This is a genomic window from Legionella drancourtii LLAP12 (genome assembly GCF_000162755.2).
Classification (GTDB): Bacteria; Pseudomonadota; Gammaproteobacteria; order Legionellales; family Legionellaceae; genus Legionella; species Legionella drancourtii.
The window spans coordinates 86,928-100,510 of the sequence record NZ_JH413850.1; the positions used below are offsets into that span (position 1 = coordinate 86,928).

Genomic DNA, 13,583 nt, shown 5'->3' on the forward strand with positions numbered 1-13,583 from the left:
TGATCTCTTCAGGATTAACGCCCAAAGGAATTATCGGCAATTGCAAATCACACGTTGGCAGTGCCTTGTAATGAACTTTCAGATAATCAAACCATTGCGCATACAAGTTATCAACCACGCGTTTTGCTGCTGCTGAAGTACAAATAATCGCATCCCAGGAACGCACCGGTGCCAGAATTAATTTAGCTATTTCTTCAGCCATATTCATGCCTGATACTGCATGGATAATGCTACAAATGCTAAAGGATGCTGGACTAATAAAACTTCTTGCCCAACTCATTTTGCTAATTAATGGATCGGTATGCATATAAAGACCCACTTGTTGCAAAGAAGGAATATCTCCATGAATAATCGGATGGCAGTTTTTTAAAGATGCTAGATGGGCATAGTTCTGCAGAAAATCTTCAAAAAATTTCGCTTGCTCCATATAAAGAAACAATTTTGAGCAGTTCCCATACCGGATTAATGCTTTGAGTAAGCTATCGTTGGCTACGGTTCTTCCAGAAACCTGCTCCTGTGTATTAAAGTCTCTAGGAGCAAAATAAATACTCATTGCCGTATTACTCACAAGCCGTCCATCCTTTAGAAATGCAGTAAAAAAGAGGATACTAACAGTTTGAAAAAAGTTAATAAACCATACATTTCATAATCAGTATACTTATTCCGAGTTATACTCTATCTACGATTATTTCACTCAAAGAACCAAGGACCTTTGGCGGAAAAACCTCATAAAGACTTAATGGACCAATCACTTTTGGGGATAAGCATTGAGAATCGCCCTAATTTAAGCTATTGTTTAAACATAAGTTTTAGAGCGAACAATCATGAAAAAATCATACCAAAAAATAATCGATACAATAAAAAGCAATCAAATAAAAATGGTGGAGCAACTGCACCAATTTTGTGAGATCAACTCAGGCACTACAAACCTGCCTGGTCTTATACAAATGGCCAAAGTCTTACACGCAGCATATCAACCCCTTGCAGATACCATTGAAATTAAAAAATCACAGCCATTATCCATAATTAATATGTCAGGAGATACCAGCGTACAAAATTGTGGCGATGCTTTATATATTAGAAAACGACCTCATTTAAAACGACGTATTCTGCTTAGCGGTCATATGGATACAGTATATCCAGCCAACAGCCCTTTCCAAAAACTCACCTACATTAATGACAATCATATTAATGGACCTGGTGTTGCCGATATGAAAGGCGGATTAATTGTTATGCTTCATGCGTTAACCGCTTTTGAACAAGATGCACGCGCAGCGCAGCTGGGCTGGGATGTATTAATCAATGCTGATGAAGAAATAGGCTCTCCTGTATCAAGCATTCTCTTTGATGAGTTAGCCGCCCATTATCAAGCAGCCCTAGTCTATGAGCCCGCAATGACAGCAACTGGTACCTTAGCTAAAAACCGCCGCGGCAGCGGCAAATTAACTCTTATTGCTACGGGCAAAGCAGCTCATGTTGGCCGGGCTTTTTCTGAAGGTAGAAACGCTATTTGCTATTTAGCCGAAGCCCTTTGTGCCATTAATGAGTTAAATGGCAAACACGATGGAATCACCATTAACGTAGGCAAAATTGCTGGCGGTGAAGCACTCAACATGGTACCGGATAAAGCGGTAGCAAAACTAGATGTGCGGATTAGCCAACCCGAAGATCAACATTGGGTAAGAGAGGAAATCAACAAAATTATTCATCACTTAAAACGCCAAGACTATACTTTAACCGTACATGGGGCCTTTGGCAGACCTGTAAAACGCGTTTGTTCAGGTACAGAACGTCTATTTCAACGCGTTCAACTTCTAGGTAAAGAACTTGGCTTATCTATTGATTGGAAAGACAGTGGTGGGTGTTGTGATGGTAATAATTTAGCCCAGCATGGTTTACCAGTCTTGGATACGCTAGGAGTCAGAGGCGGGAATATTCATAGTCCAGAAGAATATATTTTATTAGATAGCCTACCTGAACGCGCGGTACTAAGTGCTTTACTCTTACTGGATTTAGCCCAGGGTGGCTTAGAGGATTTAAAAAAATGATGCTATTTCGTAGTGCGCTTGATTCTGATTTAGAGGCTATTCATGAGCTGGCAGAACAAAGCGGTATAGGAATGACAACCCTTCCCAAAGATAGAACATTACTAAAAAAACGCCTCGCTTGGTCAACAGACTCTTATGAAAAAAAAATAGAACAACCAGTATGTGAATACTATCTTTTTGTTTTAGAAAATCAAAAAAATAAAGAAATTGTTGGGGTTTCTGCGATTGAATCCCGTATCGGCCATGAAACACCATTTTACTCCTACAAAGTATCAAAACGTACACGCATGTCTCACTCGTTAAACATACGCAGCGATTATGAGGTTTTGAGCCTGGTAAATGATAATCAAGGGCGCAGTGAAATTTGTACCCTATTCCTGAATCCTCAATACAGAAAAAATAACAACGGTATCTTATTATCAAAAGCACGTTTTCTCTTTATGGCACAACACCCTGAACGTTTTGCACCGATTGTTATTGCCGATATGCGTGGAGTCTCCAACGAAGAGGGCATATCCCCTTTTTGGGAAAATGTGGGTCGCCATTTTTTCCACATGACTTATGCCGAAGCAGATCGACTCACCCTGGCAACAGACAAACAATTTATTGCTGATTTAATGCCAAGAAATCCTATTTATGTCAAATTGCTTTCGGAGCAAGCTCAATCCGTAATAGGCCACCCCCATCCATTAACAGTACCGGCCATGAATATTTTATTGAAAGAAGGCTTTCGTTATAACAAATACGTCGATATTTTTGATGGTGGGCCAACAATTGAAGCGCCCGTGACCAAAATAAAAACCATTGAGCTAAGCCGCCTTGTAACAATTAAAAGTCTAAGTGATGAAGTCAGTAGTTCGAATTATTTGTTATCCAATGCACTCATGGATTTTCGCGCTACGATTAACACAGTCCTAGTCAATGCAGAACAAAATACCTGTATTATCAGTAAAAAAACGGCGCAAATGCTCAATGTTCAGTGCGGAGATGTGATACGTGTAGCGCCGTTAGAAATCGCAACAACATCTTAGGAAGATTAAATTATGATGCAAAGCAAAGGGCAATACATTAATGGACAATGGCGCACCGGAAAAGGCACTTCGTTAGAATCCATTAATCCCAGTTATGGTACTGTATTCTGGAACGGCCTAAATGCCACAGAAAATGAGGTTTCTGCGGCAACACATGCGGCTCATAAGGCTCTTCCCTCATGGTCTATGCTTAATTTTGAGCAACGCGCTCAATACACGAGAAAATTTGCCGAACAAATAGAAAAAAACCGTGAACAATTAGTGCAATTTATTTCGCAGGAAACCGGAAAACCCTTATGGGAATCTCATACTGAGGTAAATTCAGTAATCGGAAAAGTTAACTTATCCATTCAAGCCTATCAAGAGCGCACGAGTGCCAAAGAAATAAATACCGCTGAAGCTAAAGCTTGCTTGCGCTACAAACCACAAGGTGTTGTGGTTGTTTTAGGCGCCTTTAATTTTCCAGCCCATTTAAGCAATGGCCATATAGTTCCTGCGCTCCTGGCTGGAAATACCATTTTGTATAAACCCAGTGAACATGCTCCGGCTGTTGCCGAGTTAATCATGCAATGCTGGCATGATAGTGGAATACCTGCCGGAGTAATCAATTGCTTACAAGGCGATGCAACCTGTGGTAAGAGCTTGTTAACACAGGATATTCAAGGCGTTTATTTTACCGGAAGCTACCCAACTGGTTTACGCATTCATCAGCAATTTAGTGATCGCCCAGAAGTTATTTTAGCATTGGAAATGGGGGGCAATAATCCCTTGGTCATTGATGAGCTTAGTGATATTAATGCCGCAGTTTATCAAACCCTGCTTTCGACGCTAATTACTTCAGGCCAACGTTGTACCTGTGCACGACGCGTCATAATCCCCGACTCAGCCCAAGGTGATGCATTTTTAACGCGTTTTATTAATGCCTGTCGCGCGATCAAAATAGGCCCGTTTGACCAACAACCAGAGCCATTCATGGGGCCAGTAATTAGTCATAATCAGGCACTCAAGCATTTACATAGCCAAAAAATGCTCATTGAATCTGGGGGAAAATCCTTATTATCCATGACCCTTCTTGCTGAAAATACCGGTTTGTTATCACCAGGAATTGTTGATATGAGCCAAGTAAGCAAGCCTGCGGATGAAGAAATTTTCGCACCCTTAGTGCAGATTTATCGTTACCACAGCTTTGATGAAGCAATTGATTTAGCCAATCAAACGCGTTATGGGTTAGCTGCAGGGCTGCTCTCAGTGATAATGAATCCCATTACCAAGAGTTTTATCAACGGGTACGCTCAGGATTAATCAATTGGAATCGTCCTACAACCGGTGCAGCAAGCAGTCTACCCTTTGGTGGTGTTGGCTTTAGTGGCAATCATAGACCCAGTGCTTATTTTGCCGCCGATTACTGCGCCTATCCCATAGCCAGTATGGAACAACCCCATTTAACCACACCAGAGCAACTATTACCTGGCATCGTATTGGACAACAAATGACTATTTATGAACTCAATATGGATGGCTTAGTTGGATTAACCCATAATTACGCCGGTCTTGCTGCAGGCAACATTGCCTCCACTCATAATGCCTTAACGCGCTCAAATCCACAGGCAGCAGCCAGGCAAGGTTTAGAGAAAATGCGTTTGCTCTATAATATGGGAATAAAACAAGGCATCCTCCCCCCACATCAACGCCCTAACCTTGAGCTACTTTATCAATTAGGTTTTCGCGGTACGGCTGAAGAGCAATTAAAAAAAGCCTATAAAATTGCCCCAGAGCTATTAAGTGCCAGTTATTCGGCATCCAGCATGTGGACAGCCAATGCAGCTACGGTTTCGCCCAGCATTGATACCCAAGACCATAAAACACATTTTACTGCAGCAAACCTAGTCAGTAATTTACACCGACATCAAGAAGCAGATTTTTCCCAAAAATTATTACATTCTATTTTTGCTGATGCCAAGTATTTTAATCATCACCCAATACTGCCCAGATCAACAATGACTGGCGATGAAGGGGCCGCCAATCACAGCCGTCTTTGTCAAAATCATGACAAACCAGGAATTCATTTATTTGTCTATGGTAAAAAAGCGTTGGGGAAAGGTTCAGACACTGAGGGGCCGCTAAAATATCCGGCACGCCAGACACGAGAAGCATCTGAGGCCATTGTGCGCAATCACCAACTGCATGAAAAGCAAGTAGTCTTTGCCCGTCAAAATCCACAAGTCATTGATCAAGGAGTTTTTCATAATGATGTTATTTCAGTAGCGAATGAATCAGTCTTCCTGGTACATGAGGAAGCTTTTTATAACCAGGCTGCCGTACTTAATGAATTACGTGAAAAAGCATCTTTTCCGTTAACGATTATTGAACTATCTCGAGCGCAATTGAGCGTTCAAGATGCTGTTGAATCTTATTTATTCAACTCGCAAATTATCAGTTTGGCTAATAAAAATGAGATGATGTTAATAGCCCCCATCGAATGCCAACACAATCTGCGTGTTAAGGCCTGCATTGATGGACTGATTGCTGACAACATAAATCCCATTAATTCGGTACATTATCTTGATTTAAAACAAAGTATGCGTAATGGCGGTGGCCCTGCCTGCTTAAGATTGCGTATTCCCTTAAATGAACTGGAAATACAAGCTATGCATCAAGGCGTCTTAGTGAACAATCAATTATTAGACACTTTAGATAAATGGGTGCTAAAACACTATCGTACTGAATTAACCGTTGCTGATTTAGTCGATCCCCAATTAATTAATGAAAGTTTTCAGGCTTTAGATGAGCTAACCCAGATTTTAAAACTGGGTCCCATTTACCCCTTTCAATCAGAATAGATGCGCAAACAATGTGGAAAACCAAGCTAGGTATTTGCATTTATGAATCGCCGTCAGGTTATAAAGTACATCAAAACTTACTTTATCGTTGGCTTACCTTAGGCTCTAATGCGCTACAAACGGTAATTAACCGACGCCATCCTCAAAAGCCAGTTTTATATTATCTACCGGCACTGACACTTATGGCCCGCCACTATCCTAGTCGAGCTTGTTTGCTAGGACTGGGCGGCGCGGGTATTCCGCTAATGCTTTCTCAAAACAGTTCCTCTCCACCCTTAATTGCTGTAGATATTAGTGAGGAAATAATTGATATTGCCAAACGTTTTTTTATGATTGAAGAGCTTAAAAACTTCACCATAGTGCATGCCAATGCGATGGATTATGTCAAGAATAGCCACGAAATTTATCCTCATTTAATGGTTGATTTATATAATGCCAATTATTTTCCACCAGAATGCAACAATGATTTATTCTTTAACTCCTGCAACAGAATCTTAGCCGAGGATGGCTTTTTAGCCGTTAATTTAGCCAACAGAAAAGAACAGTGGCCCATTGTTCTGTTAATAAAAAAATATTTTGAGCACACGTTAGTAATCCCCGTAAAAAAGAGTGCCAATATAGTTGTTATTGCCTCAAAATGTGCCAGTAAAGAATCATTCTTTAATAAGATAGAAGCATCCGGGGAATTAAAACGCATCGTTTGGGTTGATTCCTGGGGCTACGTTGGTGATTATTAAATGCCTATAGCGGTCATTATTTTTTAATTGCACTCGATTTTCTGTGCTCCGATGCTCACATTCTTGATGCATGCTCCGCTTCATCTCCTTTGTTACCTAAGGAAACATAAGACTCGCTACATAGTGGAATCGACTCTCGTGCTATGACAGAACTTTCACCTGCGAGATAAGTTAGACTTGTCTTGATGCACGGGGAGTTATTTAATAAGCCCCTTTAATTCGCCATTACTGAATATACCAGAAAACCCTAACCAGAAGAAAATTATGTTTTTTTTCGTAAATAAGTTAATAAATGTTCGTTTTCATAATTGGTTCAATACATACCCACGAGGTGGGCATTATGTTTGCAGCATGCAAAAAATTAGAGTAATCTATACCTTTAATATTCAACGATAGAGTCTAAATGAAAATTCTTGTACCAGGCTACTACGTCCTTGAGAAACCAAAACGAAAATTATGGTTAGAGTATTTTACAGACCCATTTTTATTACTAGGTCGAGCTTTATCCTTCCCCATAAAACGAGCGATAATCAATGTGGCATTCGGACCTGATGAAGTGAAGCTTCAAAACCCCATTCAAGTCATGTTCTTAACTGATGATAGAACTGAAAAGGGCTTTGTTATTGTCAATCTTCTTCCTAGTAAGTCCAATAAAACTCCGAGAAGCTACTTTGGCAAAATTCCTCCGGTTGTTTCAAAAATAAAACCCCAAAAACTGTTATTAAATAATTCCTCTCATAAAGCCTACATTGACTCCATGATCGAGGAGATTGGCCACCTCATTCAAGGAAGCTCTAAACAGGATAAATGTTTCAATAAAAAATTTGCTATTGAGAACATACACATAAAAGGTGTTGAAAGACTGGATGCTCCATTGGCGCACTACTTCAAAGAACAAGTACGGCAAAAATATGATACAGAATTTTTCGAACGTCCTCGTTCCATAAACATGAATTTTTATTCTTTAGAAACAGCAAATAATGCACTCCTAGAGTCTGTACAAGTATCAAACATAGATGAAAAGATGAAGCCTATATCTGAACGAAAATTTGTCATTACCTGCATGGCACGAAACCAAAATTACATCTATTGGCTCAAAGATTTTTATATTTCGGCCAAAAACATTGGATGTACGGTTATTGGATTTAATTATCGCGGTATTGATTACAGTAAAGGTCGAGTCTGGAGCCAAGATAATATGATCGATGACACCCTTGCACAAGCCAAATACCTGCTTGCTTTAGGAGTTAAACCTGAAAATATAGCTTTTGAAGGAATGAGTATGGGGGGGGCTATTGCTACTATTGCGGCAGCAAAAATGCACGTTCAAGGCTTTAGAGTAAAATTATATAACGAACGCTCCTACCGCTCCCTTTTTCGCTTACTAGTTGGCTACATCATGCCTGCAAGTAATAGCAATCCATGGAGCCCTAGTAATTGGTTAAAATATACACTTGTAGGCCTGACTTATATCTTATTAGCCCCTGTCATTTGGCTTGCAGGATGGCACTTAGATGCTGCAAGTGCATGGGATAGAATCCCGCAGGCATATAAAACTTATTCTGTAGCGCGTAATCACGAAAATCCGGAACAATATGATGACGATGATCTTATCCATGATAGTTTTTCATCGATAGCCTCACTAATGGATCAACATTTAGAAGAGATAAAACAAAAGCAGAAAAATGGTAAATCGCTTTCGGTAGAAGAACAACAACTTTTGGCTGATAAAACCGAATCTCATGAATTTACGCTAGATAGAGGCAACAAGGCAAACAAAAATCCATCGTCTCACTCCGCACCACGTCGCTTCTTAATTGATACTCAGTACCGTAAGCAAACAATGCATGCCTATATGATAGAGAATCTACGTGAGAAACTAGGCATTAATCCAGCGGTAATAGATTCATCAGAAAATCCAAATCAAGACAGCCAATCTAACTTCATTTTATGACCCGTTCCGGTTAGGCTTTCGGGGCCACCGCATCTAAATTAAACTTTTTATAAAATAAGGGTTGTCATTAAGGGCCGCCATATCTCCTAAAATAGCAACAGTACCAGGCTCAGAAGAAAAAATGGAACTCGAAGAGGTACTAATAGAAAACCCTCCATTTAATTAACGGGGCTGGGCTATTTTGCGCATCTGCAGAATAATTCAAACTCATTAATAGGAGCATCAGGACTGTCGCTTTAGTACCAGCAAGAAACACTTTTTGCGTTTGCGTTATAATCTTTAAAAGTTCAGCGCAGCTGACTTAAATTTGTAAAGATATATCCGCAACAAAGTTATCAAGATGAACCTTTTCTTGGGGGCTTTGAAACAAACCATAAGCACTCAAACTTCCTCCCCCTACTCCAAGAGTAATGCTCGATGTGGTTACAGCTACCGCCATAGTATTACCTATCATCAGTGCACTAATAAATGCACCCGGCCCAGTCCAAGAACCAAGGGCAAGACCAATACCAAAGCCTATGCAACCAATAACAAGAGTAACCACAGCAGCGGCAACAACGGTGAGAATAGCTTTAAAGACCAAAGGATAGCTATTATCTAAAATAGCCTGACAGTTATTGGAAAACTCGGTAATTGCCCGAGCTTTAGCGTGTACATTATCCTGTATTGCCTTCTTTGCTAATTGTGCTAACAGTTTTTTTATTTCCTCATTTATTGCCCGTCTCTTTTCATATGGTAATTTAGAAAGACTGGTTATTAGTTTTCTAATAGCCTCTTCAAATAAGGATGCTCGCTGGGTATCTTCTGTTTCTGGTGGTCTGTTTTCATGACCAAGAGAACAGATGTAATGAAAGAGCTCAGAGATACCAATATTAGTTTTTGCTGAAACAACTAATATGGTTGTCCGTTGGTCATCTATTTTTATTGTTTTAAGTAATGAGGCATTTGCTGATAAAGAATCTGCTTTTGTTCCAACTAAAATAACATGAGCATTCCGATTATGTTTTCTAAATGTTTCAATATACGCTTTAATTTCTGCTTCATTAATTACTTGTGTTAAATCAACACATAATAAAGCTACAGAAGCAATGACAGAATACGCATCAACAAAAGCAGAAAATCGCTTGTCTCCAGCCAAATCCCATAATAATAGCTTAGTATTAAGGTCAAGATACCTTATGCCATAATCAACCCCTTGCGTTGGTTTTGATACTTGCTCAAAAATATAAACTTTATCATCCATTATTCGTTTAAAAAGCTGTGTTTTCCCGGAATGTTCATTACCAAATAAAATTACTCGAAACGCTTCCATATAAATAATTCCTTAGGCCTTTTAGTAACTAAAGCTGACTTTTGCCCCTTGCAATCCGCAAAAGTGTACCTTATTAAAAATAAGAGTGGACGAAGCCAAATTATTCATCAATACCCTCTGCGGTTTTTGCAGATTACCGTAACATACCGGTCGTCTCTTGCTAAGATCTTGAATAAATCGCGATTAGCTTGAGGGGGTTCTGTTTGCACTGCCATTAAGTTAAGGATTTTATGCTTCAAATGTCTCAGAGCCTGTCGTCTCCGCGTAGGCGGGGATCCATTCCTCACTGGCTATAATGCCAATTCATGGATGGTTTCCCGCCTGCGCAGGAATGACAGATTTCCTTAACTTAAGAGCAGTGAGTTCTGTTCGGTGCCCACTAAAATTATGGCTGCCCTTGAGGCTAAATCTTGAAATGTCTAAATTTCTCTCTTGATTTGCTCTTCATCTTAGATAATGTACTAATTTTATAATTTATTAAAGGTGGTAGAAAAAATACTTAAAAAAAAAAAGCCCCTCAGCCATTAATGGCTGAGGGGCTTTTTTATATTTAATATATTATGGAATTACTTAAACTTCCATTAGATCCTTTTCTTTTACAGCCAATAATGCATCTACTTCTAAAATATATTTATCAGTTAATTTTTGAATCACGTCAACTGCGCGACGCTCATCATCCTCAGAAATAGCTTTTTCTTTAACTAACTCTTTTAATTGATTATTCGCATCTCGTCGGATATTACGAATAGAAACTTTTCCTTGTTCCCCTTCATTACGCACTACTTTGATCAATTCTTTTCTGCGCTCTTCGGTCAATGGCGGCATAGGCACTCGAATTGCATTACCATTAGTTGCCGGATTCAATCCTAAATCAGAAGTTAGAATCGCCTTTTCCACGGCAGCTACCATGTTTTTTTCCCAAGGCGTTACTGATATAGTACGTGAATCACTGGCAGTAATGTTCGCAATTTGGTTCAATGGAGTCAGAGTACCGTAATAATCAACCTGGACGTGATCTAGCAAACCAACATTAGCTCTTCCTGTGCGGATTTTTGACATATCAATATGCAAAGAATCAATGGTTTTTCTCATGCGTTTTTCTGAGTCTTGCTTAATCTCATTAATCATTATTTGCTCCGACTATAGTTCCTACTCGCTCTCCAGATACAATTCGTTTTAAAGCATTGGGAGCTGCCATATCAAATACCTGTAGTGGCATATTTTGCTCTTGGCATAAACAAATTGCAGTAGAGTCCATAACTTCCAAACCTTGGGTTAAGACATCTTTATAAGTCAGATAATCATAACGCTGGGCATCGGGATTTTTTAACGGATCCGCAGAGTAGACCCCATCTACTTTAGTCGCTTTTAAAACAACATCGGCGCCTATTTCAATAGCTCTTAAACAAGCCGCGGTGTCTGTAGTAAAGAATGGATTGCCAGTTCCGGCTGCAAAAATAACTACATGTCCAGTGCGCAAATGAGTAATTGCTTTACGTCTGTGGTATGAATCAACTACTCCTAACATAGGAATAGCTGACATAATACGAGCAGGTAAATCAATACGCTCTAAAGCATCTCTCATCGCTAAAGCATTCATGACTGTAGCCAGCATCCCCATATGGTCACCAGTTACACGTCCGACTCCAGCTTGAAAAAGTGCCTTGCCACGGAATAAATTGCCACCACCTAATACAAGACCTACTTCTACGCCCATCTGAATAAGCTCAGCAATGTCCTTGGCCAAAGTATCTAGCACTGCGGGATCAATGCCAAACTGTGACTTCCCCATAAGGGCTTCGCCACTAAACTTAAGTAAAATACGTTTATATTTTATTTTTGGGTGACTTTCATTCATCATGTACGAACCTGAGCCATCACTTCTTCAACGAAGTTATCTTCTTTTTTCTCGATTCCTTCACCAACTTCATAACGAATGAATGCAACAACTTCCGCATTTTTTTCTTTTTAGCAATTGGCCAACTTTCATATCAGGATTTTTAACATAAGGTTGTCCTAATAAACTCACTTCATCAATAAACTTATTAATACGGCCTTCAATCATTTTATCGATAATTTCTTGTGGCTTACCGCTTTCTTTTGCTTGAGCTGTAAAAATTTCACGCTCATTTTCAATCGCATCAGCGGAAACCTGATCGCGACTCACAACGACTGGCTTACTTGCAGCAATGTGCATTGCAATATCTTTAGCAAGTGTTTCGTCGCCATTTTTTAAAGCAACCATAACACCAATTCGGGAACCGTGCATGTAATGACCAACCACACCATCACAAGTTATGCGCTCAATACGGCGTAATTTGATATTTTCGCCAATCTTAGCAACTAATTCTTGTCTTGCCTGCTCTACAGTGCTTCCAGACGCTAATACAAGCGCAGATAATTCGTCTACAGTAGTAACTGAGCTGTTCAATGCCGCTTGAGCAACGCTGTCAGCAAAGTTAGTAAAGTTTTCATCACGAGCAACAAAGTCTGTTTCACTGTTGATTTCGATCATTACCGCAGTAGAGCCATCAGCAGAACGAGCAATAACAACAACGCCCTCTGCAGCAACGCGATCCGCTTTTTTATCTGCTTTAGCTTGACCTGCTTTACGCATTTCAGTAATTGCTGTTTCGATGTCGCCGTTGGTTGCGATTAAAAACTTCTTACATTCCATCATGCCAGCACCGGTACGCTCGCGTAATTCCATGACTAATTTTGCACTAATTGACATATTCATCTCTCCGCATAGAAAAAAGGGGGCTAAATAAGATCCTGCGACCTACCGCCCCCACATTCATAGATTAATTATTCACCAGCTTTTTCAGCATCGCTTCCTTGAACTTCAACGCTAGAAGAAACTCCACCGACTGTATTGCTGTTTTTTGCATCTAAAATTGCATCAGCAATGCAACGAACATAAATATCTACTGCTCGCATAGAGTCATCATTAGCAGGAATAACATAATCAATATTGTTTGGACTATTATTAGTATCAACAACTCCAATAACAGGAATCTTTAAGCGACGAGCTTCTTCAACAGCAATGTGTTCAAAGCCAACGTCAACTACAAACAATGCATCAGGCAAACCGCCCATGTGTTCAATACCACCTAAACCGCGATCTAATTTTTCAAGCTCGCGTGTCAGCATTAACGCTTCTTTCTTAATCATTCCGTCAAACAGCCCTTTCTCTTTCATCTCTTTCAATTCTTTTAATCGAAATATAGACTGACGAACTGTTTTGTAGTTAGTTAACATACCACCTAACCAACGGTGATCAACATAAGGCATGCCACAACGTTTCGCGTGTTCACGAATACTTTCTTGTGCTGCTCTTTTAGTACCAACAAAAAGGATTTTTGCTTTGTTAGAAGCGAGTCTGCCAACGTAGTTTACTACGTCATTTAGCATGACCATTGTTTTTTCAAGATTGATAATATGGATTTTGTTACGAGATCCAAATATATATTCTCCCATTTCAGGATTCCAGAACCGAGTTCTGTGGCCAAAATGAGCGCCCGCTTCGAGCAATTCACGCATACTTACATTCATTATTATTTCTCCAGGGTTATGCCTCCACGTTCCCCATACGAAACCCACTAGGGACCCTAACGTACGTGCCGAAACGTGTGTGTATTTAAAGCGCCGTATTTATAACA

Annotated in this window: 10 protein-coding genes and 2 pseudogenes; 6 read left to right on the forward strand and 6 right to left on the reverse strand. The window is 39.8% G+C overall.

Annotation, left to right across the window (positions count from 1 at the left end):
• Positions 1-568, reverse strand: a 568-nt coding sequence (locus LDG_RS19780) for a hypothetical protein (RefSeq protein ID WP_040536576.1), incomplete at its 3' end; no start/stop codon positions are given.
• Between the two features lie 256 nt (positions 569-824).
• On the opposite strand from LDG_RS19780, the gene LDG_RS17860 reads away from it, so the two are divergent.
• The 6 genes and pseudogenes from LDG_RS17860 (at position 825) to LDG_RS17885 (ending at position 8,609) form a co-directional block, all read left to right on the forward strand.
• Entirely contained in the window at positions 825-2,048 is a 1,224-nt protein-coding gene (locus LDG_RS17860) for a hydrolase (RefSeq protein WP_083821513.1), read from the forward strand.
• Positions 2,045-3,079 (forward strand): arginine N-succinyltransferase, encoded by a 1,035-nt coding sequence (gene astA / locus LDG_RS17865; protein WP_006872883.1) that lies wholly within the window; start codon positions 2,045-2,047, stop codon positions 3,077-3,079. Before LDG_RS17860 ends, astA begins: the two co-directional genes overlap by 4 nt.
• A 12-nt stretch (positions 3,080-3,091) precedes the next feature.
• A pseudogene (gene astD, locus LDG_RS17870) lies at positions 3,092-4,572 on the forward strand (succinylglutamate-semialdehyde dehydrogenase).
• On the forward strand, positions 4,569-5,918 hold the full coding sequence (astB, locus tag LDG_RS17875; protein ID WP_006872885.1) for an N-succinylarginine dihydrolase: 1,350 nt from the start codon (positions 4,569-4,571) through the stop codon (positions 5,916-5,918). The pseudogene astD and the gene astB overlap by 4 nt, the downstream one beginning before the upstream one ends.
• Positions 5,919-5,929: 11 nt before the next feature.
• The gene (locus LDG_RS17880) at positions 5,930-6,655 is read left to right on the forward strand and encodes a spermidine synthase (RefSeq protein ID WP_006872886.1); all 726 of its coding nucleotides are present in this window, start codon (positions 5,930-5,932) and stop codon (positions 6,653-6,655) included.
• A gap of 403 nt (positions 6,656-7,058) precedes the next feature.
• Entirely contained in the window at positions 7,059-8,609 is a 1,551-nt protein-coding gene (locus LDG_RS17885) for a hypothetical protein (protein WP_006872887.1), read from the forward strand.
• Positions 8,610-8,910: 301 nt separating this feature from the next.
• On the opposite strand, the gene LDG_RS17890 is transcribed toward LDG_RS17885, so the two are convergent.
• The 5 genes and pseudogenes from LDG_RS17890 to rpsB all read right to left on the reverse strand — a co-directional run bounded on the left by LDG_RS17890 (position 8,911) and on the right by rpsB (position 13,479).
• Positions 8,911-9,921, reverse strand: coding sequence for a GTP-binding protein (locus LDG_RS17890; RefSeq protein WP_006872888.1), 1,011 nt, complete (start codon positions 9,919-9,921; stop codon positions 8,911-8,913).
• 570 nt (positions 9,922-10,491) lie between these two features.
• A complete protein-coding gene (gene frr, locus LDG_RS17895) occupies positions 10,492-11,049 on the reverse strand; it encodes a ribosome recycling factor (protein ID WP_006872889.1) in 558 nt (185 codons plus the stop codon).
• Positions 11,042-11,782 carry a UMP kinase gene (pyrH, locus tag LDG_RS17900; RefSeq protein WP_006872890.1) on the reverse strand — a complete coding sequence of 247 codons (741 nt, stop codon included), beginning with the start codon at positions 11,780-11,782 and terminating at the stop codon, positions 11,042-11,044. The genes frr and pyrH overlap by 8 nt, the downstream gene beginning before the upstream one ends.
• A pseudogene (tsf, locus tag LDG_RS17905) lies at positions 11,779-12,655 on the reverse strand (translation elongation factor Ts). The gene pyrH and the pseudogene tsf overlap by 4 nt, the downstream one beginning before the upstream one ends.
• A gap of 74 nt (positions 12,656-12,729) precedes the next feature.
• A complete protein-coding gene (rpsB, locus tag LDG_RS17910) occupies positions 12,730-13,479 on the reverse strand; it encodes a 30S ribosomal protein S2 (protein ID WP_085955962.1) in 750 nt (249 codons plus the stop codon).
• Positions 13,480-13,583: the final 104 nt, after the last annotated feature.